Genomic DNA, 22,762 nt, shown 5'->3' with positions numbered 1-22,762 from the left:
CTAGCCGTAAGCGAATATCCTAACCTTCAGCGGATGTCTGCCGATCCCGCGTAAATGGTCAGGGGATGCAACGACAAACGACCACCAGCATTGCCACGATCATCACCACGACTGCGGGCGCGGCGCCCGGCTGACGGAGAGGGCTGCGTAATCCGGCGGCACTTTGCGGGCGATCACCCTAAAGCAATGCACCGATCGCAGGTGCCCATACGAGGAGCGATCCTGATGAGCGAGACACCACCGGCCGTCAGCAAGACCATCGCTGCCCGACTGGCCCTGCCGGCCCGGGATGAGGATGTCGCGGCCCTGCGCAGGGGCATCGTCCGGAAGTTGACCTATTCCGTCGGCAAGGATCCGGTGGTCGCGACCACCCGCGACTGGTTCATCGCCACGGCGCTCGCGGTCCGCGACCGCATCGTCGATCGCTGGATGCAGTCGACCCGCGAGACGCAGGCGGAAAAGCGCAAGCAAGTCTATTACCTGTCGCTGGAATTCCTGATCGGCCGCCTGCTGATCGACAATCTGAACAACCTCAATCTGCTCGAACCCATGCGGACCGCCCTGGCCGAGCTTGGCGTGGACCTCGACACGCTGCGGGACATCGAGCCCGATGCGGCGCTGGGCAACGGTGGCCTCGGCCGGCTGGCGGCCTGCTTCATGGAAAGCATGGCCACGCTGTCCGTGGCCGCCTACGGCTATGGAATCCGTTACAATCACGGTCTTTTCCGCCAGGTCATCCAGAATGGCTGGCAGCAGGAATACCCCGAATCGTGGCTCTCCCTCGGCAACCCTTGGGAATTCGAGCGTCCCGAGGTCCGGCACGTCGTCCATTTCGGCGGGACCGTGGAAGCGCTCGGGGGCAGTCAGGCCGACGAGACGAGCATGCGCTACGTCTGGCACCCCGCCGAGACGATCGATGCGATCGCCTACGACACGCCGGTGCCGGGCTGGCGGGGAAAGCATGTGAACACGCTGCGCTTGTGGTCGGCCCGCGCGCCGGATCCTTTGCGGCTCGACGCCTTCAACCAGGGTGATCATGTCGGGGCGAGCTCGGCCCGGGCACGCGCCAACGCGATCTCGCAAGTCCTGTATCCCAGCGAGCACACGCCCGCCGGCCAGGAACTTCGCCTGCGCCAGGAGTATTTCTTCTCGGCCGCCTCTCTCGCCGACCTCGTTGGCCGGCACATCGAGCAGTTCGGCGACGTTCGCAGCCTCGGCGAATATGCCTCCGTCCAGTTGAACGACACCCATCCCGCCATCGCGGTCGCCGAGCTGATGCGCCTGCTGGTGGACGAGCATGCCTTGCCCTGGTCGGAGGCCTGGCAGATCACTCAGGCGGTGTTCTCGTACACCAACCATACGCTGTTGCCGGAAGCGCTTGAGACCTGGCCCGTCCAGCTCATGGAACGCCTGCTGCCGCGCCACATGCAGATCATCTATCTCATCAACTCGCGCCATCTGGCCCACATGCCGGCCGACAAGCAGCGGGACCCTGCGCTGGTGGCGGCGCTGTCGCTGATCGACGAGCATAACGGGCGTCGGGTCCGCATGGGCTCGTTGGCCTTCATCGGATCGCACAAGATCAATGGCGTCTCGGCCCTGCATACCGGGCTGATGCGGCAGACCGTCTTCCGCGACCTCAACGACCTCTACCCCAACCGCATCGTCAACAAGACCAACGGCATCACCTTTCGCCGGTGGCTCTTCGAGGCCAACCCGGGATTGACCAGGCTGCTCGTCGACGTTGCCGGCGAGAAGGTGATGGACGATCCGCATCTACTCGAAACACTGGCTGGACACGCTGGCGACACCGCACTGCACGACCGGTTGATCGCCGTCCGACGCGAGAACAAGGTGACGTTGTCCAATCGCATCGCCGATACGCTGCAGATCCATATCGACCCCGATGCGATGTTCGATGTCCAGATCAAGCGCATCCACGAATACAAGCGCCAGCTCCTCAACATCCTCGAAACCGTGGCGCTCTATCAGTCGATGCGGATGTATCCGACACGCGAATGGACGCCGAGGGTCAAGATCTTCGCCGGCAAGGCCGCGAGCAGCTACCACCGCGCCAAGCTGATCATCAAACTGATCCACGACGTCGCCGCGCGCGTGAACAACGACCAGACGATCCGGGGCATGCTGAAGGTCGTCTTCGTGCCCGACTACAATGTCAGCCGCGCGGAGCGGATCATTCCGGCCGCGGATCTTTCCGAACAGATCTCGACGGCGGGACTGGAAGCTTCAGGCACCGGCAACATGAAGCTGGCGCTCAACGGGGCGCTTACCATCGGCACGCTGGATGGCGCCAACATAGAGATCGGCGAACATGTTGGTTGGGACAATATCTTCATCTTCGGCATGACGGCCGAGGAGGTGAATGCGCGACGGGCAGCAGGCAACGATTCGAAGAAATCCATCGAGTCGTCGCCCGACCTCCTCGACGCCGTCGAGGCCATCGGCTCCGGACTTTTCTCGCCCGACGAGCGAGACCGCTACCGCGAACTGGTCGACGTTCTCACGCACCACGACACGTTCATGGTCTGCGCCGACTTCGACTCCTATGCCGAGAGACAGCGCCAGGTCGCCGCACGGTGGCGCGACCGGGGTGCCTGGTGGCAGGCCAGCGTGCTGAACACGGCCAGGATGGCCTGGTTCTCCTCCGACCGCACCATTCGCGAATATTGCGACGACATCTGGAACATCAAGCTCAACGCTCCCTGATGCCGGGTCCCTCACGAAGGCCAGCAGTTCATCTTGAAGGGCGCCCGACGGCGACCTTTGTCTGATTTAGTACCCGATGTTCGGGCGCAGCCAGCGCTCGGCCTGCTCGATCGTAACACCGCGGCGCGCGGCGAAGTCCTCGACCTGGTCCTTGCCGATGCGGGCGACGCCGAAATACTCCGCTTCGGGATGGGCGAAGTAGTAGCCGGAGACGGCCGAGGTCGGGATCATCGCGAAGCTCTCGGTGAGCTGGATGCCCGCATTCTGGCCCGCGTTCAGCAGCCGGAACAGCTCGGGCTTCTGGCTGTGATCAGGGCAGGCGGGATAGCCCGGAGCCGGGCGGATGCCGCGATACTTCTCGCGCACCAGCTCCTCGTTGGAGAGCGACTCCTCGGGCGCGTAGCCCCACAGCGTCTTGCGCACGCGTTCGTGCAGGCGCTCGGCGAAGGCCTCGGCGAGACGATCGGCCAGCGCCTTCAGCAGGATGTCCGAATAGTCGTCGTGGTCGGCCTTGAAGCGGGCGAGATGCTCCTCGATGCCATGGCCCGCCGTCACGGCGAAGCCGCCGATCCAGTCAGCCTCGGGCGAGATGAAGTCGGCCAGGCACATGTTGGCACGCGGCGCCCGCTTTTCGATCTGCTGGCGCAGGAAGTAGAGCCGCGAGATTTCCTCGCTGCGCGTCTCGTCCTTGTAGAGCACCACGTCGTCGCCTTCGCGGCGACAGGGCCAGAAGGAGACCACGCCCTTCGCCGTCAGCCACTTCTCGCGCACGATGCGGTCCAGCATCTTGCGCGCGTCGGCGTAGAGCTTGGTGGCGCTCTCTCCAACCACGGCATCCTTGAGGATGTTGGGATAGTTGCCGGCGAGCTCCCAGGCGCGGAAGAACGGCGTCCAGTCGATGCGCTCGACCAGCTCGTGCAGCGGATAGTCGTCGAACACGCGCGTGCCGGTCAGCGCCGGCTTGGGCGGTGCATAGGCCGACCAGTCGATCTTGAAGTGGTTGGCGCGCGCGACTTCGAGGGGAACGACCTTTTCCTTGGAGCCGCCCGCGCGTTCGATCCGGATCGCCTCGTATTCGGCCGCGACCTTGGCCGCGAAATCCTCGGCCTGCGAGCCCGACTCCGAGACGAGCGAGGAGCAGACGCCGACAGCGCGCGACGCGTCGAGCACGTGCACCGTGGGGCCGTTGTAGCGCGGCGCGATGCGCAGCGCGGTGTGGACCTTGGAGGTCGTGGCGCCGCCGATCAGCAGCGGCATCGTCATGCCCTGCCGGTTCATCTCCTCGGCGACCGTCACCATCTCGTCGAGCGACGGCGTGATCAGTCCGCTGAGGCCGATGATGTCGGCCTTGTTGTCGTTGGCGCTCTTCAGGATGTCCTGGAACGGCACCATGACGCCGAGGTCGATGACCTCGAAGTTGTTGCACTGCAGGACCACGCCCACGATGTTCTTGCCGATGTCGTGGACGTCGCCCTTGACCGTCGCCATGACGATCTTGCCCTTGGACCGCGAGCCCTCGGTCTTCTGCGCCTCGATGTAGGGCAGGAGATGCGCCACCGCCTTCTTCATGACACGGGCGCTCTTCACGACCTGCGGCAGGAACATCTTGCCGGCGCCGAAAAGATCGCCGACCACGTTCATGCCGGCCATCAGCGGCCCTTCGATCACCTCGATTGGGCGTGCGATCGCCAGACGCGCTTCCTCAGTGTCGGCAACGACGAACTGGTCCATGCCCTTCACCAGCGCATGCTCCAGCCGCTTCTCGACCGGCCAACTCCGCCATTCGGCGTCCTTGGGATCGGCGGCTTCCGCGCCGGTGCCCTTGTACTTCGGCGCCATCTCCAGCAGCCGGTCGGTCGCATCGGGACGGCGGTTGAGGATTACGTCCTCGCAGGCGTCGCGGAGTTCCTGCGGGATCTGGTCATAGACCTCGAGCTGGCCCGCATTGACGATGCCCATGTCCATGCCGGCCTGGATGGCATAGTAGAGGAACACCGAGTGCATCGCCTTGCGCACCGGCTCGTTGCCGCGGAAGGCGAAGGACAGGTTGGAGACGCCGCCGGAGATCTTGGCGGCGGGGCAGCGCGCCTTGATCTCGCGCGTCGCCTCGATGAAGTCGACGCCGTAGTTGTTGTGCTCCTCGATGCCGGTCGCGACCGCGAAGACGTTGGGATCGAAGATGATGTCCTCGGCCGGGAAACCGACCTGGTTCACGAGGATGTCGTAGGCGCGCGCGCAGATCTCGACCTTGCGCTCCTTGGTGTCGGCCTGGCCCTTCTCGTCGAAGGCCATGACCACGACCGCGGCGCCGTAGCGGCGGACCTTGCGGGCATGCGCGATGAAGGGCTCGATGCCCTCCTTCATGGAGATCGAATTCACGATCGGCTTGCCTGCGACGCACTTCAGCCCGGCCTCGATCACGCTCCACTTCGAGCTGTCGATCATGATCGGCACGCGGGCGATGTCGGGCTCGGATGCGATCAGCTTCAGGAACGTGTCCATCGCCAGCTCGGCGTCGAGCAGGCCCTCGTCCATGTTGATGTCGATGATCTGCGCGCCGCTGTCGACCTGTTGGCGCGCGACCTCGATGGCGGCGGTGTAGTCGCCTTCGATGATCAGCTTCTTGAATTTGGCCGAGCCCGTGACGTTGGTGCGCTCGCCGATGTTGATGAACATCGCGCGCGGCGCGGGCGTGTTGTCGCTGTCGATATCCTGGGACATTTAAAAGAAGCTCGCCGGTTCCATGCCGCTGAGACGCAGGGCGGGTGGTAGCACATGCCAGGTCCGCGGGGTGATGCCCTTGACCGCCTCGGCGATCGCCTTGATGTGGCCGGGCGTCGTGCCGCAGCAGCCGCCAACCACGTTGATCCAGCCGTTCTTGGCCCAGCCCTGGACCAGCTTGGCCGTCATTTCCGGCGGCTCGTCGTAGGCGCCGAGTTCGTTGGGCAGGCCGGCATTGGGATAGATGCAGAGCATGCTGTCGACCTGCGGGTTCAGCGCCTGCACGTAGGGATGCAATTCGGTCGCGCCGAAGCTGCAGTTCAGGCCCATGGTGATCGGCTTGGCGTGCCGCACCGAATGCCAAAAGGCCTCGACCGTCTGGCCCGAGAGATTGCGGCCGGCGAGGTCGGTCAGCGTCATCGACACCATGACCGGGAGAACTTCGCCGCGCGCCTCGCCCGCCTCGTCGGCGGCCACGAGGGCTGCCTTGGCGTTCAGCGTGTCGAACACGGTCTCGACCAGGATGAAGTCGACGCCGCCGTCCAGCAGCCCCTCGATCTGCTCGCGATACATGTCCTTCACCTCGTCGAAGGTGACGGCCCGAAAGCCCGGATCGCTGACCTTGGGCGACACCGAGAGCGTCTTGTTGGTCGGCCCCAGGGCGCCGGCGACGAAGCGCGGCTTGGACGGATCGCGCGCGGTGTGCTCGTCGGCGCAGGCGCGTGTCAGCTTCGCCGCGGCGATGTTGATCTCGCGCGCCATGCCGGTGATGCCGTAGTCGGACAGGCTGATCGAGTTCGAGTTGAACGTGTTGGTCGCCACGATGTCGGCGCCGGCATCGAGATAGGCGTTGCAGATCTCGCCGACCACGTCGGGACGCGTCAGGTTCAGAAGGTCGTTGTTGCCCTTCTGGTCGTGGTTGAACGTGCGGCCGCCGCGGAAGCCTTCCTCGTCGAGCTTGTAGCTCTGGATCATCGAGCCGTAGGGCCCGTCCTTGATCAGGATGCGCTCGGCGCCGATCGCGCGCAGCTGTTCGGCCTTTTCCTCGCGGGTCATTGCGGGCGGACTCCCAGGAGATGGCAGATCGCGAAAGTGAGATCGGCGCGGTTCAGCGTGTAGAAATGGAACTGGTCCACGCCTTCGTTCTGCAGGTGACGGCACATGTCGCCGGCCACGGTAGCGGCGATCATGCGGCGCGTCTCGATGTCGTCGTCGAGACCCTTGAACATGGTGGAGAACCACGGCGGCACCTTGGAGCCGCACAGGCCCGCGATGCGCGTGACCGACTGGAAGTTCGACACCGGCATGATGCCCGGCACGATCGGCACGTGCACGCCCGCCGCCGCCGCGCGGTCGCGGAAGCGCAGGAAGTCGTCGGTCTCGAAGAAGAACTGCGTGATGCAACGGTCGGCGCCGGCATCGACCTTGGCCTTGAGGTTCTCGAGGTCGGCCTTCTCGTCGGCCGAGGCCGGATGCTTCTCGGGGTAGCCTGCGACGCTGATCTGGAAATTGCCGATCTTCTTCAGGCCGGCGACCAGCTCGGCGGCATTGGCATAACCGCCGGGATGCGGCGTGTACTGCGCGCCCATGCCCGCGGGCGGATCGCCGCGCAGCGCCACGATGTGGCGGATGCCGGCATCCCAGTAGGCGCGCGCGATGTCGTCGATCTCGCCCCGGGTCGCGGCGACGCAGGTGAGGTGCGCGGCGGCATCGATGCCGGTTTCGCTCTTCAGGCGCGCCACCGTGTCGTGCGTGCGCTGGCGCGTCGAGCCGCCGGCGCCGTAGGTCACCGAGAAGAACTTCGGCTGTAGCGGCGTCAGGCGGTTGACCGTCTCCCACAGCGTCTGCTCGGCGGCATCGGTGCGGGGCGGCGAGAATTCGAACGACACTGCCAGGCGTTGCGGCGCGTGGGCGGGGAACTCGGCCGTCGTCGTGCTCATCGGGGAACCGATCGGACCGGTATCGGGACTCATCGTGAAACTCCATGGGAGGAAAGGGCGGCAGTGGGCCGGGCAGTGGCGTGAGCCGGAAGCTCACGCTCGCCGCGCCAGATGCCCGTCATCAGGCGGCGGCCGGGAAAGTGGATGGGCTCGAGCGGATTGAGGCCGGCGCTGCGCAGCCAGCCCTGCACCTGGTTGTCGGCGAAGCCCAGGTGCACATGCGCATGCTCGCGCTTCAGCTCGACGAGATCGTGCGGCGAGAAGTCGACCACCAGCACCGAGCCGCCCGGACGGACCACGCGCGCCGCTTCCGCGAGCGCCGCGGCGGGATCGTCGGCGTAGTGCAGCACGTGATGGATGGTGACGACGTCGAAGCTGTCGGACTCGAAGGGCAGGGCATACATGTCGCCCTGGCGGATGTCGGTGTTCTCGATGCCGGCACGGGACAGGTTGGCGCGGGCCAGCGCCAGCATCTCGCGGCTCTGGTCGACACCGATCGCCTGCTCGACCTTGGGCGCCAGCACTTCGAGCAGCCGGCCGGTGCCGGTGCCGATGTCGAGCAGCCGGCGGGCGCCCGCCGGCAGATGGTGGACCAGCGCCCGTTCGATCTCGCGGTCGGCCACGTGCAGGGCGCGCAGCTCGTCCCAGCGCTGGGCATTGTCGCGGAAGAAGCGGGCGGCAGCCGTCTGGCGGCGCTGCTGGACCGCATCGAGCCGGGCGCGATCGGTGGCGATCCGGGGATGCTTGGGGTCGAGGCGGCGCACGAATTCGCGCACGAGGGCGGCATCCTCTCCGCCGTTGGTGAGCCGGAAACGGGTGAACTGCGCCTCGCGGAACCGCTCCAGCAGGCCCGCTTCGACCAGCAATTTCAGGTGTCGCGACACGCGCGGCTGGCTCTGACCCAGCACGTTCACATAGTCGCTGACGGTCAGGTCCTCGCGGGCGGCCAGGGCCAGGATCCGCAGCCGGGTATCCTCGGCGGCAGCCCGCAGCAGGGTGAGAAGGTGTTCCATGCGGAGAATGATATAAGCATATCTTTATGTATGCAAGAGGCGCCTCTGGATGAAACTTGTGGCCCGGGAACCACAAGCCGCCGGTGTTTTGCCCCGATCCCCTTCAAACTGCAGCTTTCGTGTGCAACACTTTAGGCAATTGCGGCGATCAACGTCGCGGCGCGCTTTTTTGGCCCGGCGTCCCTGGGCCAGCGGGATGGATTCTGGGGTTGGCGTTGATGATCGGTGTCACGAAAGCCATTTCTGCAAGCATCCGCCGATCCGTCATCGCGGTCGCCCTCGCCGGGACCATGGTCGGGGGCTGCTCCACCGGCGATACCGGTGCGGCCGAGGTCTGGGATCCGCTGGAGACCCCCAACCGCTTCATCTTCTCCATCAACCGCGCCGTCGACATCATCGCGCTGCGGCCGATGGCGGTGATGTATCGCGACCTGGTGCCCGACCGGGCCCAGACCGGCGTGCGCAACCTGCTCGACAATCTCGGCGAGCCGGTCACGGCCATCAACGAGGTCTTCCAGGGCGAGGCGCACCGCGCCGCCACCACCCTGGCGCGCTTCCTCGTCAACTCGACGATCGGCGTTGCCGGTATCTTCGACGTGGCGACCAGCTTCGGCCTCGAGCGCACCAAGGAAGATTTCGGCAAGACGATCGGCCTGTGGGCCGGCGCCGAGCCCGAGAATGGCGGCTTCTACATGATGTTGCCGGTCGTCGGCCCGTCGAATGCCCGCGACGGCACCGGCCTGATGATGGACTATCTGGTCGATCCGTTCCGCATTCTGACGTTCAACCTGTCGATCAACTGGGACGTCTATCAGTTCGCCCGTTACGGCGCGAACGTCGTCGACTACCGCTCGCGCACCATCTTCGCGCTCGACGATCTCGAGAAGAACAGCGTCGACTACTACGCTGCGCTGCGCTCCGCCTACACCCAGAACCGTGCCGACCTGATCCGCCAGAAGCGCGAGAAGACGGACACCCGCAGCGAGCTGGAGCGTCGCGACAACCTGGCGCTGGTGCGCTAGGGCAACGCGCCCGACGACGGGTGCGTTGACCGGGCGTCCGGGCTAAAACCCTTTTCCTGAATTCTCCCAAAGGAGTGCACGGTGCCGATGCTCGCCTCTCGTCGTGTCGTGTTGCAGCTTGCCGCCGCTACCGCGATCTTCGCCGCCCTCCCGGCCGTCGGGCCGGCATTTGCCGCCGATCCCGCGCAACTCGTGCAGGGCACGGCCCAGCAGGTCATCGACATCATCAAGACCAAGACCGGTCCCGACCGCCAGGCCGCGATCCTGTCCATCCTCAACACCAACTTCGACATGCCGGCGATGGCCCGCGCGGCGCTGGGCACGCACTGGAACACCGCGACCGAGGAAGAGCGCGCACGCTTCATGAAGGCTGTCGGTGCCGCCGAGGCGAAAGCCTACAGCGAGCGCTTCGGCCAGTATGCCGGCCAGACGCTTACCGTCGGCAAGGTGACGCCGCGCGCCAACGGCGTGTCGATCGTCGATAGCCGGCTGAACCAGACCAGCGGCCAGCCGATCAAGCTCGAGTGGGAGGTCCGCAACGACCGTATCACCGACGTGAAGGTCGAGGGCGTCAGCATGGTCATGACTAGACGTTCGGATTTCAATTCCTACATCCAGAACAATGGCGGCAAGGTCGAGCCGCTGATCAAGGAACTGGAAGTCCGGGCGGCACGCTAGGCCCGGATTGCCCCCGTAAGGCGCTCGGCGTAATCTCCCCGCAGGGAGGCGTGTCGATCGATCCGCGGGTGTCATGAGGACCGAGCGGAGCGGAGGAGAGCGCCATGGATAGCGCAGTTGCCAAGACTCAGGCCGAGTTGCACTCGGTCGACCCGGTCTGGGACCGGATTCGCGAGGCTGCCCAGTCGGCGGCCGCCGCTGAACCCGTGCTGGCCGGAACACTCCATGCCACGATCCTGAGCCAGCCGCGCTTCGAGAGCGCGCTCAGCTATCACCTGGCCCGGCTCACCGGCACCACCGAGGTGCCCGCAGCGCTCATTCGCCAGACCTTCGAGGAAGCCTTCGCCGCCGATCCCGGCATCGGCCTCGCGGCACGCGCCGACATCATGGCGGTCGTAGACCGTGACCCGGCCTGCACCTCCCATCTCGACCCGCTGCTCTGGTTCAAGGGCTACCACGCGCTGCAGACCTACCGGGCGGCGCACTGGCTGTGGACGCAAGGGCGGCTGACGCTCGCGCACTTCCTGCAGTCGCGTTCGAGCTCGCTGTTCGGCCTCGACATCCATCCCGGCGCGGTGATCGGCAAGAGCATCTTCATCGACCACGGCACCGGCGTGGTGATCGGCGAAACCGCCGTCGTGGAAGACGGCGTCTCCATGCTGCACGGCGTCACCCTGGGCGGCACTGGCAAGGAGCGTGGCGACCGCCATCCCAAGGTCCGCCGCGGCGTGCTGCTGGGCGCCGGCGCCAAGGTGCTGGGCAACATCGAGATCGGCGCCTGCGCCAAGATCGCGGCCGGCAGCGTCGTGCTCGATCCCGTCCCGGCCGGCTGCACCGCGGCCGGCGTGCCCGCGCGCATCATCGGCTGCGTCGACGTCCCGGAACCGGCGCTCGACATGGATCACCGCATCTAGCGGGACGACAACCGGCCGGTGAACCGGCCGTTCGGAGGAGCATGTCGGGTCTCGATCTCTTCGCCTGGCTCGTCCTCGTCGTCCTGGCGATCAGCACGATCGGCGTCATCTGCATCATGGGCTGGCTGCCCGGCCACATCGCGCGCACGCGGCATCATCCGCATGCGCAGGCGGTGGGCGTCGCCGGATGGGTTACGCTGTTCTTCGGCTTCGTGCTGTGGCCGGTCGCGTTCATCTGGGCCTATCTCGACGTACCGTCGGATCGCCGATGATCGTCTTTCTTCTCAACGTCTACCTGGCGATCCTCTTCCTTCTCGTCTGGTTCAAGATCGTTCCCTTCAACCTGTTCTGGAAAGCCTCGCCGTTCCTTGTGCTGTTGCTGCTGCTGGTCGGCCTGTTCATCCCGATGGGCTGGGGCGCGCCGGCCGGCCCGGTGCTGCTCGGCCGGCACGCCGTGTCGATCACGCCCGACGTGGCGGGCGAGGTGATCGACGTACCGGTTGCACCCAACACGCCGCTCAAGGCGGGCGCGGTTCTCTTCAGGATCGATCCGGTCCCCTATGCCGCGCAGGTGAAGGCGCTCGAAGCGCAGCTCTCCTTCGCCGAATTGCGTCTGGAGCAAATGACCGAGCTGGAGCGCACGCAGGCTGGCCGCGCCTTCGACGTCCAGCAGCGCGATGCCGAGGTGAAGCGGCTGAGAGCCGAGCTTGAACGGGCAAAGTGGGATCTCGACAAGACCACGGTGCGTGCGCCGGCCGACGGTTATGTCACGAACGTCGGCCTGCAGAAGGGCGCGCGCGCTTCCACCCTGACGCCGGTGATGGCCTTCATCGACACGTCACAGGCGATCGTCGGCATCGAGATCCAGCAGATCGACGCGCGCTACGTGGCGCCGGGCCAGCCGGTCGAGATGGCATTCAAGTATTTCCCGGGCCGCATCGTCACCGGCAAGGTCGAGGCCGTGTTGCAGGCCGTGTCGTCGGGCCAGACGCAGGCCTCGGGCTTCGCCATTACGCCGGGCGGTGCGCCCTCGGTGCCCTTCGTCGTCCGCGTCGCCCTCGACGATGCCGCCGTCGCGGCAACCCTGCCGGCCGGCAGCGTCGGCGACGCTGCGATCTTCACCGAGGAGGTGAAGGTCGCCCACGTCATCCGCAAGGTATTGCTCCGCCAGATCGCGATCCTGAACTACGTCCTTCCGTTCTAGCGCGGGATGATCGATGGTTCGCCGCGCTGCCTCTCGTGGCTGGCGATGAACGATTTGGGGGAAGTTCGATGCGTCACAAGTTCCGCGGGATCGCGCTGCATCTCTGGACGGTCGACACGACGCCGCTCGTAGAAGCAATCGCGGCGGCAAAGGAGGGCGGCTTCGACGCGGTCGAGCTGCGCCGCGTCGATTTCAAGCGCGCCGAGGAGCACGGCCTGTCGACCACCGAAGTGCTGGGCCGTGTGCGCACAAATGGATTGCCCGTCAGCGCCGTCGGCTGCGAGTACGGCTGGACGTTTGCGGCGAAGGAAGACCGCGAGCGGTTGTTCGCCTCGCTCGAGGAGGCCTGCGAGAAGGCGGTGACGCTCGATTGCGCGACGGTGATGAGCGGCATCGGTCCGGGCGCCGCGTCGCTCGACGAAGGTGTGGCGAACATCCGGCATGCCGGCGAGATCGTCGCGCGTCATGGGCTGAGGCTCGCGCTGGAATACCAGTTCCAGCATCCGATCGTGAGCCGCCTCGAAATCCTGCGCGAGCTGATCGCCAAGGCCGGGCAGAAGAGCGTCGGACTGCTGCTCGACGCCTATCACCTGCAGCGCGGTGGGCGCCCCGGTCGTGGCTTCGAGGAAGTGCCGGCGTCGGAGATCTTCTATGTGCAGTACAGCGACGTGCCGAAGGCGCCGCCCAATGCCGCGCCGCCGGTCGATCGCCTGCCGCCGGGCAAGGGCGTGGTGCGCTGGAGCGAGCTGTTCCAGCTTCTCGCGGCCAAGGGCTACGAGGGCTGGGTGAGCTACGAGGCGCCGAACCCGGCGCATTGGGCCCAGCCCGCCGTCGACGTCGCGCGCGAAGGCGCCAGTTCGACCCGCCGCGCCCTTGAGATCGCCTTTGCGGGGTGAGCCTGCGACCAGTGGCGTGATGGATGATCGGGGCGGGATGCGTTAAGCCTCCTCGCGATGGCGCAGAAGAAGAAGCCCACGAGCAAGCCCAGGAAGAACGCCGCTTCCAGCTCGCGGACGCGCAAGCGGGCGCCGTCGGGTGCCGGCCCGCGGCCGTTGCCGCCGCCGACCACGACCCTGCAGCAGGAACTGCGCATGATGGCGCATAGCGGCGCCCAGACGCTGCAGAGCATCATCGTCTTCCTGGCGGTGATGGTCGTCATTGCGGGTGCCGTGCTGGTGGCCTGGTCGATCCGGCCGGTACCGACTTATTCTTCAGAGGAACAGAAGTCGGGTTCGCCCTTCGACGCGACCTTTACGGCGGAGAACACGAATCTCTGGCTTCCGATGAAAGGCCTGAAGCTGAGCTGTGTCCTCGATCACGTCCGCGCCTCGGGGCGGGAACCGACCCTTATAGAGGCCACCGACGTGCGCTTCCCGGGCGGCGTTCCCGAGCTGAAGCCCGGCGAGTCCGCGACCTTCAGGTGTCCGTTCCGCGCCCTGCTCAATGTTCCGATTGGCGACGACTATGGCGTCGCCCATCGCGCCGGCATCTATTTCCGCGCGTCGTACGAGATGCCGTTCTTCGGCTCGATCCGCCTGAGCGACAACAGCGCGCCGTTCTTCCTCAACACACGGCTGCTGCCGCCGCGCTGGACGAGCAAGCCGGAGGGCTAACGCGGCAGCCTGAACGGTCGCAGCCGGCCCGGGTTGAAGTGTCTCAGGTCGACATGCTGTGCGGCGCCGTCGAGGATCAATTCGGCCATCGCCTCGCCTGTCGCGGGCGAGTTGAGCATGCCCCAGACACTGTGGCCGGTCGCGATCCACGCACCGTCGACGCCGGGCACGGCGCCGATCAGCGGCACTCCATCTTCGGTCACGGGACGAAAGCAGGCCTGGCGCGCCACGATCGGTGCGCCGGCGATCGCGGGCGAGACGGCGCGGCACAGCGCTTCGAGACGGGCATGCGCACCGTCGTCGGCGTGGACATCCGCGGGATCGACCGGTAGCGACGCCGTGCTCGACACCGCGCAGGCCCAGACCGTGCCGTCGGCACGCGCGAAGATCTCGGGCGTCAGCGTCTCGCCGCTGGCTTCCTCGTATTCGAGGAACAGCGCCTCGGCCGGCACCGTGTCGCCGGTGCGGAAGACGAGACTGTGGCCCTTGAAGCCATAGACCGCGGGCAGGGGCAGCCAGCGCGTCGCCAGAATCGACCACGGCCCCATCGCGATCACCACGCCGTCACCCTCGACGGTCTCGCCACTGTCGAGCACGACGCCGCGCGCCGCGCCCGTGGCATCGCGCACCAGGTCCACGACCGTGCCATGCCGCAGCTCGCCGCCGTTCGCTTCGGCCGCACGCATCAGTCCCGTCGTGAAGGCGCGCGGTTCGACCAACGCCGTCGTCTGCGGCGTGCCGATCTGGCCGGTCAGCGACACATCGGGTGACAGCCATGGCCGCCCGGCCCGAGCATTGGCGTGCGCACGCCGGCCTTCGCGAGCATCACCGGCAAAGGTGGTGAGCGTGCGATAGCCCCACGGACTGCCAAGTTGTTCGGACAGTTCGGCATGCAGCGCGAAGCTGCGGCGCGCCAGCCGGTCGACCGCCGTGCCGCGGCACCAGTCGAGCGCCAGAAAGCCGCCAGACTTACCCGAGGCCGAACCCGCGACCTCGTGGCGTTCGACCACGATCGGCTTGGCGCCGCGCCGGCTCAGGAAATAGGCGATGGCCGCGCCGATCGCGCCGCCGCCGCAGATGACGATTCGTTTGCCTTGGTTCATGCCGTTCGAGACTAGCGCAACGGCCGCGGCAGCGGCACCATACGTGGCGGACTTCCAGCGGGGCCTTGCCATGGACGACTATTACGATCTCGGCGCCTACAAGCGCACCGTCACCACTACGTCGCCCGAGGCGCAGACCTGGTTCGACCGCGGCCTCAACTGGCTGTACGGCTTCAACCATGCCGAGGCGATCAAGTGCTTCGGCCGTGCGCTGGAGCAAGATCCAAACTGCGCAATGGCGCATTGGGGCGTCTCCTACGCCGCCGGGCCCAACTACAATCTCCCCTGGCATCGCTACGATCCGGCCGGCAAGGCGCGGGCGCTCGAAGCCTCCTACGACGCCATGCAGCGCGCGCTGGCCGCCTTGCCGCATGCCTCGCCGATCGAGCAGGCGCTGATCCGCGCGCTGCCGGCGCGCTACCCGCAGCGCGAAGCGATCGAGGACCAGACCACCTGGGACAAAGCCTTCACCATCGAGATGCGCAAGCTGTTCAAGGCGCATCCCGACGATCTCGATCTGCGCTCGGTCTTCGTCGAATCGATCATGAACGAGACGCCGTGGCTGATGTGGGACCTAAAGACCGGCAAGGCGACACCCGGCGCCGGCACTGAAGAGGCCGTCGAGGTTTTGGAAAGCGCGTTTCGCGACAAGCCCGCGAGCTGGGATCATCCCGGTCTGCTGCACCTCTATGTCCACCTGATGGAGATGTCGCCGTTTCCGCAGCGCGCGCTGCGCGCCGGCGACCGGCTTCGCGATCTCGTGCCGGATTCCGGCCATCTCGTGCACATGCCGACCCATATCGACGTGCTGTGCGGCAACTATCGCGACGTCGTCGTCTATAATCAGAAGGCCGTCGTGGTCGACCGCAAGTTCCTGGCGCGCGAAGGCGCCATGAATGTCTATTCGCTCTATCGCAGCCACGACCATCACTTCATCGTCTACGGCGCCATGTTCCTCGGCCAATACACGCCCGCCATCAAGGCCGCGCAGGAGCTGATCGACACCACGCCCGAGGAACTGCTGCGCATTCCCTCGCCGCCGATGGCCGACTTCATCGAGGGCTATCTCTCGATGAAGCAGCATGTGCTGGTGCGCTTCGGCAAGTGGGAGGAGATCATCGCGCAGGAACTGCCGAAGGATCCCGATCTCTACTGCGCGACCACGGCGATGACGCTCTACGCCAAGGGCGTGGCGCATTCGGTGCTGGGCCAGATCGAGAAGGCCGAGCAGGCGCGCGCCGATTTCCGCGCCGCCTGCGCGCGCGTCCCGAAGAGTCGGCGCCTGCACAACAACACGATGCTCGACCTGCTGGCGATCGGCGAGGAGATGCTGACCGGCGAGCTGGAATATCGCCGCGGCAACTTCGACCTGGCCTTCGCCCACTTGCGCCGCGCCGTCGAGCTCGACGATTCGCTGCCCTATGACGAGCCCTGGGGCTGGATGCAGCCGACGCGCCATGCGCTGGGCGCGCTGCTGCTGGAGCAGGGCCATCTCGCCGAAGCCGAAGCGGTCTATCGCGCCGATCTCGGCTTCGACGGCAAGACCAACCGCGCCTGCTGGCATCCCGAGAACGTCTGGAGCCTGCACGGCCTCCACGAATGCCTCGTGCGCCGTGGTGAAAAGGTCGAAGCGCCGCTGATCAAGGCGCGGCTGGATCTGGCTTCGGCGCGGACGGAGTTTCCCGTGCGCGCCTCGTGCCTGTGCAGGAGGGAAGCCGCTTAGGCTAGGCTTTGCTGAATCAAGTAGGTTCACCGAACATCGCCCAATTGATCCCGCGATAATATCCTTACTATCTAAGGGCGAGTGTGATGCAATAATGACACCTTGGCGATACACTCCGCGCAGGGGGAGGCGGGTGTGCGTCCATATTTGAACAAGTCCATCGACCAACTCGAGGGTCTGTTTGCGGCAGGAAAAAACGCCAGCGATTTCGCAGCGATTCGAACGCTCTCGGATGAACTCCGAAATCGGAAGACATCGCGTGCGAAGGCTTTGCAAGTCCAGGTCGACAAGCTTCTGGCTGCGATCGCACCAGCGCCCGTGCCTAAAGCACAAACGCCTAAGCCATCTCCACCTCAGCCCAAGTCTGGTCCGCACGCACCGACTGAGCCAGTGCAGTCACCACCATCTGCCAAGTCCTCTGCTAGAGGGCTAGCCGAAGCTGCAACACCTTTCGCGGAAACCGGGAGATTACCTCAGCTAACGACCGATGAGTTGGGGGAGCTGGCAGCCGTCAAAGTGCCAAGGAGAGAGACCCCGCGTCGACCACTAAGAGGGCGTCGGCAGGCTGCAAAGATAGCAATTCCACCGAGGCTATCCCCAAACGAAGCAACAGACCTCATCTCAGGTTGGACCGCCATTGAGGTTCTTTCGCCTCCTCAAACATTCAAACACCCAGCCGACTTGGCCGACAGGGATTACCGTCGTGTCGCTGAACTAGCCGACGATGGCCTTCTTCCGTGGCAACGTAATGAAAAGAGTAGACCGAATCGTAGGCTGTTCTATCAAGTCGTGCTCGGCGCCATTCGAATGCAGGATGCGACGGAACGCTTGATGGAAGCATTTCGAGACACCGACATCGAACGTGTTTCTCCAACAGGCTATGCCCCCATCGCGATTTTAACGCTCGACAAGGCTGGCTCGCCGATTGCAGAACCTGCTGTGGCGATTTCAAGCTTCGGTTGGGGATTGCCTGTTGCTCTGGAAAAAAATCTGGAAGCACTTGGTAACTGGCCAAATGTCGAAAGCAAGCTGCTGGAAGCTCTCGACAAGTGTGTGCGCCGCGCAGATCCCACGAATGGAGAAGCGCTTCCCGTCGACCGCCCAACACTGAACGCGACGTTCGAGCGACTGGTCGAAATTCTGAAATTGCCTCGTGATCTTATCGAGCTACCTCAGTTCGCTATTCGCATCTATCATTGGTGGAAGGCTGAGGAGCCACCAGATCCACCGCCCATGGGTAGTTTCTTTCTTGGCGATCTTGCTCGGGTGAAGACCCTCGTCTCTTCCAGGTCAGTGTCCGGAGGATTGGCTCGATATCTTGGGTTGCAAGTACCAGATCACTATCTGGATCTTCTCTGCGACGACGCCTCCCTTGATGCAGCGGTTGCGCCCGGCATAACTCCTTCAGCACGTTGGCCGGCTAAGGGCGGTCACCAATTGGTGACATTGCAACAAGCTGCGGTAAATTTGGCGACTACTCACGACGACGCGACCAAGTTACTCCCTGTGAACGGGCCGCCAGGTACCGGGAAAACGACTATTCTGCGCGATCTAGTGGCATCGGTCGTCGTTCAGCGCGCACGCCGCATGATGGAGTTTGATGATCCGTCATCTGCGTTTGTTCACGCCGACAAAGCCAAACTCGATGGTGCGTTCGTGCACTTGTACAAGATCGACGATCGCCTCAAGGGCTTCGAAATTGTGGTCGCGTCTTCGAATAACAAGGCTGTCGAGAATATCAGCAAAGAATTGCCAATGCTGACGGCCATTGATGAGAAGCGTTCTCCCCGATACTTCGAGTGTGTCGCAAACGCGGTCGCTCGTGGTGAAGTAGCCACTGATGATGAGTTGAATCAGAAGGATCTATTCAAGCCAGATGCGCTGCCGCGTAAAGCTTGGGGGCTGATTTCGGCGGTGCTTGGGAACGCGCGTAACCGATATACTTTTCGGCAGACCGCCTGGGTGCATGAAGACTATGGGCTGAAGCGTTACTTGCTTGAAGCTTCAGGGGTGCAACAAGTATTTGAGCGCAAAGATCAAAAGACAGGACGCATAGTCGAAAAGCGTAAGCCGCAGGTCATAATCGAGGAGAAGCCGCCAAAGAATGCGGACGATGCGAAACGACGATGGAAGGAAGCGCGATCTCGCTTCCGAAATACGCTTAACGTTGTCGAGAAGCGCTTGGCTACGCTAGAGGAAGGGCGAAACGTCGTCGCGAAAAGTGCCTCCTACGATGCGGTGACTTCAGCGCAGAAGGTCTTGTTGGGTTTGGTGGAGGATCTCGCTAAACAGACAGCAATATCTAAAGCGGCCGAGCCAGAAGTGGAACAAGCTAATAAACAGGCGCGCCAGGCTGCCAACGCCCTGCAGGCGCATCAAGCGTCGAAACCAGGGTTTTTGTCAGCATTGTTCTCAGGAGAAGAGAGTGCTCGCTGGAAGCGCCAGGCCGAAGAACTGGAATCTGCCTTAACTCAAGCAGAAGTGCGTCGGCGAGAAGCAGATGCACTGTTGGGTGCACTGAAACGCAAAGTAGATGCGCTTGAGTTCTCGATTGCAAAGGCGCGGGATTCATTGAATTCGGCAAAAAGCCAGCTTCAGGCATTTCTGGCAAAGCTAACAGATGCTGAATCAATTAGTGGCCATAGATTTGCCGATGCCGCGTTCTTCGATCGAGATCGTTCGGATGTTCACCGAGATACGCCTTGGTTGGACGATCAGACGAATGCATTGAGAGCAGATCTTTTCGGAGCGGCTATGCAGCTGCACCGAGCGTTCTTGGATGCGGCGGCCAAGCCGATGCGAAACAACCTTGATCTGTTGTTCCGCACGTTCTTCGGGAGAAGCGCTTGGCATCCGAAAGTGCGCCCATTGCTGCCTGACCTATGGGCGACGTTTCATTGTGTTATTCCAGTCGTCTCAACGACGTTCGCTTCGGTGGAACGGATGTTGGGCCCGCTCGCACCGGAGAGTATAGGATGGATGCTGCTTGATGAATCTGGGCAGGCGTCACCGCAACATGCGGCAGGTGCGATTATGCGAGGAAAGCGGGTTGTCGTTGTCGGGGACCCGTTGCAATTGGAGCCGGTGACCACGCTCCCGAGTGAGCTTGCGGCTGGAATCGCCAAGGAGTTTAAAATCGATGCTAGTCGGTTCATTGCACCTGAGGCATCGGTTCAGACTTTGAGTGATGCTGCAAGCGAGCACGGAACGACGCTCGAGCGGGAGGATCGCGTTATTCGCTTAGGTGTTCCTTTGATCGTTCATCGACGTTGTGCCGAGCCTATGTTCTCTCTGGCTAATCGCGTCGCCTACGCAAATCTCATGGTGATTGGCCGGAGCCCCTCAACGTCGCATATCAGGTCGATACTTGGTCCTTCGTGTTGGGTGGATGTTCGACCTGATCGCTGCGATGACAAATGGTCTGAAAGCGAATGGTTTGCTCTTAAGAAGATGATTGAGCAACTGGCGGCCGGCAATTTAGCCGAGGCAGATTTCTATGTAATTTCGCCCTTTCGGATTGTTGCGCAAAAGCTTCGAGAGCGTTTTCTGAGACTTCCTGAACTACGGAGATGGACTCCAAATCCAGAAAAATGGATTACCGAAAGAATCGGAACAATTCATACGGTTCAAGGAAGGGAAGCCGATTCAGTCTTTGTCGTTCTTGGTGCGGCGGAAGCAGCTCGTGAAGGAGCAAGAAAGTGGGCTGGCTCAAAGCCAAATTTACTCAACGTTGCCGTCACGAGGGCAAAAGAGAACATTTATGTGATCGGCAATAGATACGCATGGGCATCTGCTGGTGTATTCGCAGAACTGGAAATAGCACTTCCGTCTTGCGAAGGCCTCAGGAGATGATCGTGGGTGAAGTGTAAGCTTGGCGTGACTTCACCGATTAGGCGGCGGCAGCACCCGCTGGATCATCGCGAACAGGAACGCCGTCGTGAGGCCGAACAGCAGCATGCCGTTCACCGCTTCCAGCGAGCCCAGCATCTTCCACTGGTGCGCCAGGTGGATGGTGGTGTCGCCGTAGGTGGTGAGGGCGCCCAGCGAGTAGAGCATCGCCGAGCGATTGTCGGGGATGGCGTCGAGGAAGCGGTACGCCGCGGCCCAGATGGCGCCTTCGAAGATGTGCAAAGACGTCACCAAGGTCACCGCCATCGCCATCACCAGCGAGAAGGTGAAGGTGAAGTGACGGCGGTGGTTGCGCATGGCGTCCAGCCGGCGGTCGACCTTGGCGGTGAAGACCGCCAGGCACAGGATGTGGATGACGCAGGTGAGGGCGATCAGCGGGACGCCCCACGCCCAATCCTGGCCCCACTGGACTTCCTTGAGCGGGTTCATGCCGCGTCGCCCTCGCGTCCGCCGGTCTTCTAGCTGCGAACCAGCGGCTTGTACTTGATGCGGTGCGGCTGGTCGGCGTCGGTGCCGAGGCGGCGATGCCGGTCGAGTTCGTAATCCTGGTAGTTGCCCTCGAACCATTCGACATGGCTGTCGCCCTCGAAGGCCAGCATGTGAGTGGCGATGCGGTCGAGGAACCAGCGATCATGGGAGATCACGACGGCGCAACCGGCATATTCGACCAGCGCCTCTTCGAGCGCGCGCAAGGTGTCGACGTCGAGGTCGTTGGTCGGCTCGTCGAGCAGCAGCACGTTGGCGCCGCTCTTCAGCATCTTGGCGAGGTTGACGCGGTTGCGCTCACCGCCAGAGAGCTGGCCGACCTTCTTCTGCTGGTCGGCACCCTTGAAGTTGAACGAGCCGCAATAGGCGCGGCTGGACACTTCCTTGGTGCCGAGCTTGATGATGTCGAGGCCGCCCGAGAGCTCCTCCCACACGGTCTTGTTCGGGTCGAGCGTCTCGCGGCTCTGGTCGACGTAGCCCAGCTTCACCGTCGGGCCGACCGAGAAGGTGCCGCTGTCGGGCTTGTCCTGGCCGGTGATCATTTTGAACAGCGTGGTCTTGCCAGCGCCGTTGGGGCCGATGACGCCGACGATGCCGCCCGGCGGCAGGTTGAAGGTGAGGTTGTCGATCAGCAGCCGGTCGCCGAAGCCCTTGGTGATGCCCTCGGCGCGGATGACATGGTCGCCGAGGCGCGGGCCGGCGGGGATGACGATCTGCGCCCGGTCGAGCGTCTGCTGGCTGTCTTCCTCGACCATGCGCTCGTAGGCGGCAATACGCGCCTTGCTCTTGGAGCGACGGGCCGAGGGGCTGGTGCCCATCCATTCGAGCTCGCGCTGCATGGTGCGGCGGCGGGCGTCGGCGGTCTTTTCTTCAAGCTCGAGGCGCTTGTCCTTCTGCTTCAGCCAGGACGAATAGTTGCCTTCCCACGGGATGCCGGCGCCGCGGTCGAGTTCGAGGATCCAGCCCGCGACGTTGTCGAGGAAGTAGCGATCGTGGGTCACGGCCACGACGGTGCCGGGGAACTCTGCGAGATGGCGCTCCAGCCAGGCCACCGACTCGGCGTCGAGATGGTTGGTCGGCTCGTCGAGCAGCAGCATGTCGGGCTTGGAGAGCAGCAGGCGGCACAGCGCCACGCGGCGCTTCTCGCCGCCAGAGAGCTTGTCGACGTTCGCGTCGGACGGCGGGCAGCGCAGCGCGTCCATGGCGATCTCGACAGTGCGGCCGAGGTCCCAGCCGTTGCCGGCATCGATCTTCTCCTGAAGCTCGGCCTGCTCGGCGATCAGCTTGTCCATGTCGGCGTCGGGATCGGAGAAGGCGTTCGACACTTCCTCGAAGCGCGCCAGCGCCTTCGCCATGTCGCCGGCGCCGTCCATGACGTTGCCCAGCACGTCCTTGGCGGGGTCGAGGCCCGGCTCCTGCTCCAGCAGGCCCACCTTCACGCCCTCGGCCGCCCAGGCCTCGCCGGTGAAATTGTCGTCGCGGCCGGCCATGACCTTGAGCAGGGTCGACTTGCCCGAGCCGTTGAGGCCGAGCACGCCGATCTTGGCGCCGGGCAGGAACGACAGCCAGATGTCCTTCAGGACCTGCTTGCCGCCGGGAAAGGTCTTGTTCAGACCCTTCATCACGTAGATGTACTGGTAAGAAGCCATTCTGATTCCTTGGGTTGCGGAGCTTGTAGCGGCCCCGCCCAGACGGTTCAATGACGGCCG

15 protein-coding genes and 1 pseudogene are annotated in these 22,762 nt (G+C 64.1%); 10 read left to right on the top strand and 6 right to left on the bottom strand.

Features of this window, described 5'->3' with window-relative positions; all coding sequences use genetic code 11:
- Positions 1 to 225 precede the first annotated feature (225 nt).
- A complete protein-coding gene (locus tag AC1RP5_RS19120; protein ID WP_493113138.1) occupies positions 226 to 2,727 on the top strand; it encodes a glycogen/starch/alpha-glucan phosphorylase in 2,502 nt (833 codons plus the stop codon).
- A 66-nt stretch (positions 2,728 to 2,793) separates the two neighbouring features.
- Here the strand turns inward: AC1RP5_RS19120 and metH are convergent.
- The 3 genes and pseudogenes from metH to AC1RP5_RS19105 form a co-directional block, all read right to left on the bottom strand.
- Positions 2,794 to 6,504, bottom strand: a pseudogene (metH, locus tag AC1RP5_RS19115) (methionine synthase).
- The gene (gene metF, locus AC1RP5_RS19110; RefSeq protein WP_493113396.1) at positions 6,501 to 7,388 is read right to left on the bottom strand and encodes a methylenetetrahydrofolate reductase [NAD(P)H]; all 888 of its coding nucleotides are present in this window, start codon (positions 7,386 to 7,388) and stop codon (positions 6,501 to 6,503) included. Before metF ends, metH begins: the two are co-directional and overlap by 4 nt.
- A gap of 29 nt (positions 7,389 to 7,417) precedes the next feature.
- Positions 7,418 to 8,401 (bottom strand): ArsR/SmtB family transcription factor, encoded by a 984-nt coding sequence (locus tag AC1RP5_RS19105; protein ID WP_493113136.1) that lies wholly within the window; start codon positions 8,399 to 8,401, stop codon positions 7,418 to 7,420.
- Between the two features lie 218 nt (positions 8,402 to 8,619).
- On the opposite strand from AC1RP5_RS19105, the gene AC1RP5_RS19100 reads away from it, so the two are divergent.
- The 7 genes from AC1RP5_RS19100 to AC1RP5_RS19070 all read left to right on the top strand — a co-directional run bounded on the left by AC1RP5_RS19100 (position 8,620) and on the right by AC1RP5_RS19070 (position 13,832).
- Positions 8,620 to 9,423, top strand: coding sequence for an MlaA family lipoprotein (locus AC1RP5_RS19100; protein WP_493113135.1), 804 nt, complete (start codon positions 8,620 to 8,622; stop codon positions 9,421 to 9,423).
- Positions 9,424 to 9,510: 87 nt separating this feature from the next.
- The gene (locus AC1RP5_RS19095; RefSeq protein WP_493113394.1) at positions 9,511 to 10,101 is read left to right on the top strand and encodes an MlaC/ttg2D family ABC transporter substrate-binding protein; all 591 of its coding nucleotides are present in this window, start codon (positions 9,511 to 9,513) and stop codon (positions 10,099 to 10,101) included.
- 104 nt (positions 10,102 to 10,205) lie between these two features.
- The gene (cysE, locus tag AC1RP5_RS19090) at positions 10,206 to 11,015 is read left to right on the top strand and encodes a serine O-acetyltransferase (protein WP_493113133.1); all 810 of its coding nucleotides are present in this window, start codon (positions 10,206 to 10,208) and stop codon (positions 11,013 to 11,015) included.
- A 41-nt stretch (positions 11,016 to 11,056) separates the two neighbouring features.
- Positions 11,057 to 11,287 (top strand): DUF3302 domain-containing protein, encoded by a 231-nt coding sequence (locus tag AC1RP5_RS19085; protein WP_493113132.1) that lies wholly within the window; start codon positions 11,057 to 11,059, stop codon positions 11,285 to 11,287.
- A complete protein-coding gene (locus AC1RP5_RS19080; RefSeq protein ID WP_493113130.1) occupies positions 11,284 to 12,219 on the top strand; it encodes an HlyD family secretion protein in 936 nt (311 codons plus the stop codon). The genes AC1RP5_RS19085 and AC1RP5_RS19080 overlap by 4 nt, the downstream gene beginning before the upstream one ends.
- Positions 12,220 to 12,287: 68 nt before the next feature.
- On the top strand, positions 12,288 to 13,115 hold the full coding sequence (locus AC1RP5_RS19075; RefSeq protein ID WP_493113128.1) for a sugar phosphate isomerase/epimerase family protein: 828 nt from the start codon (positions 12,288 to 12,290) through the stop codon (positions 13,113 to 13,115).
- Positions 13,116 to 13,172: 57 nt separating this feature from the next.
- Positions 13,173 to 13,832 (top strand): hypothetical protein, encoded by a 660-nt coding sequence (locus AC1RP5_RS19070; RefSeq protein ID WP_493113126.1) that lies wholly within the window; start codon positions 13,173 to 13,175, stop codon positions 13,830 to 13,832.
- Here AC1RP5_RS19070 and AC1RP5_RS19065 read toward each other — a convergent pair.
- Positions 13,829 to 14,935, bottom strand: a complete 1,107-nt coding sequence (locus AC1RP5_RS19065; protein ID WP_493113124.1) for an NAD(P)/FAD-dependent oxidoreductase — start codon at positions 14,933 to 14,935, stop codon at positions 13,829 to 13,831. The two genes, AC1RP5_RS19070 and AC1RP5_RS19065, sit on opposite strands and share 4 nt — an antisense overlap.
- A 70-nt stretch (positions 14,936 to 15,005) precedes the next feature.
- On the opposite strand from AC1RP5_RS19065, the gene AC1RP5_RS19060 reads away from it, so the two are divergent.
- Positions 15,006 to 16,658 (top strand): tetratricopeptide repeat protein, encoded by a 1,653-nt coding sequence (locus AC1RP5_RS19060; RefSeq protein ID WP_493113122.1) that lies wholly within the window; start codon positions 15,006 to 15,008, stop codon positions 16,656 to 16,658.
- A gap of 681 nt (positions 16,659 to 17,339) precedes the next feature.
- A complete protein-coding gene (locus AC1RP5_RS19055) occupies positions 17,340 to 20,510 on the top strand; it encodes a DEAD/DEAH box helicase (RefSeq protein ID WP_493113121.1) in 3,171 nt (1,056 codons plus the stop codon).
- Between the two features lie 30 nt (positions 20,511 to 20,540).
- On the opposite strand, the gene AC1RP5_RS19050 is transcribed toward AC1RP5_RS19055, so the two are convergent.
- The gene (locus AC1RP5_RS19050) at positions 20,541 to 20,996 is read right to left on the bottom strand and encodes a hypothetical protein (RefSeq protein WP_493113120.1); all 456 of its coding nucleotides are present in this window, start codon (positions 20,994 to 20,996) and stop codon (positions 20,541 to 20,543) included.
- 29 nt (positions 20,997 to 21,025) lie between these two features.
- Positions 21,026 to 22,702: an energy-dependent translational throttle protein EttA gene (gene ettA / locus AC1RP5_RS19045; RefSeq protein ID WP_493113119.1), complete on the bottom strand. Its 1,677-nt coding sequence runs from the start codon at positions 22,700 to 22,702 to the stop codon at positions 21,026 to 21,028.
- Between the last annotated feature and the right edge of the window lie 60 nt (positions 22,703 to 22,762).

It is taken from the genome of Reyranella sp. GW821-FHT12G01 (assembly GCF_058806575.1).
This window is presented reverse-complemented; position numbering and strand designations above follow the sequence as displayed.

Coding starts and splice junctions, on each gene's coding strand:
- cysE (WP_493113133.1), top strand. CDS start 10,206: ATGGATAGCGCAGTTGCCAAGACTCAGGCCGAGTTGCACTCGGTCGAC.
- AC1RP5_RS19075 (WP_493113128.1), top strand. CDS start 12,288: ATGCGTCACAAGTTCCGCGGGATCGCGCTGCATCTCTGGACGGTCGAC.
- AC1RP5_RS19050 (WP_493113120.1), bottom strand. CDS start 20,996: ATGAACCCGCTCAAGGAAGTCCAGTGGGGCCAGGATTGGGCGTGGGGC.
- AC1RP5_RS19085 (WP_493113132.1), top strand. CDS start 11,057: ATGTCGGGTCTCGATCTCTTCGCCTGGCTCGTCCTCGTCGTCCTGGCG.
- AC1RP5_RS19080 (WP_493113130.1), top strand. CDS start 11,284: ATGATCGTCTTTCTTCTCAACGTCTACCTGGCGATCCTCTTCCTTCTC.
- metF (WP_493113396.1), bottom strand. CDS start 7,388: ATGAGCACGACGACGGCCGAGTTCCCCGCCCACGCGCCGCAACGCCTG.
- AC1RP5_RS19120 (WP_493113138.1), top strand. CDS start 226: ATGAGCGAGACACCACCGGCCGTCAGCAAGACCATCGCTGCCCGACTG.
- AC1RP5_RS19070 (WP_493113126.1), top strand. CDS start 13,173: ATGGCGCAGAAGAAGAAGCCCACGAGCAAGCCCAGGAAGAACGCCGCT.
- AC1RP5_RS19065 (WP_493113124.1), bottom strand. CDS start 14,935: ATGAACCAAGGCAAACGAATCGTCATCTGCGGCGGCGGCGCGATCGGC.
- AC1RP5_RS19100 (WP_493113135.1), top strand. CDS start 8,620: ATGATCGGTGTCACGAAAGCCATTTCTGCAAGCATCCGCCGATCCGTC.
- ettA (WP_493113119.1), bottom strand. CDS start 22,702: ATGGCTTCTTACCAGTACATCTACGTGATGAAGGGTCTGAACAAGACC.
- AC1RP5_RS19095 (WP_493113394.1), top strand. CDS start 9,511: ATGCTCGCCTCTCGTCGTGTCGTGTTGCAGCTTGCCGCCGCTACCGCG.
- AC1RP5_RS19105 (WP_493113136.1), bottom strand. CDS start 8,401: ATGGAACACCTTCTCACCCTGCTGCGGGCTGCCGCCGAGGATACCCGG.
- AC1RP5_RS19060 (WP_493113122.1), top strand. CDS start 15,006: ATGGACGACTATTACGATCTCGGCGCCTACAAGCGCACCGTCACCACT.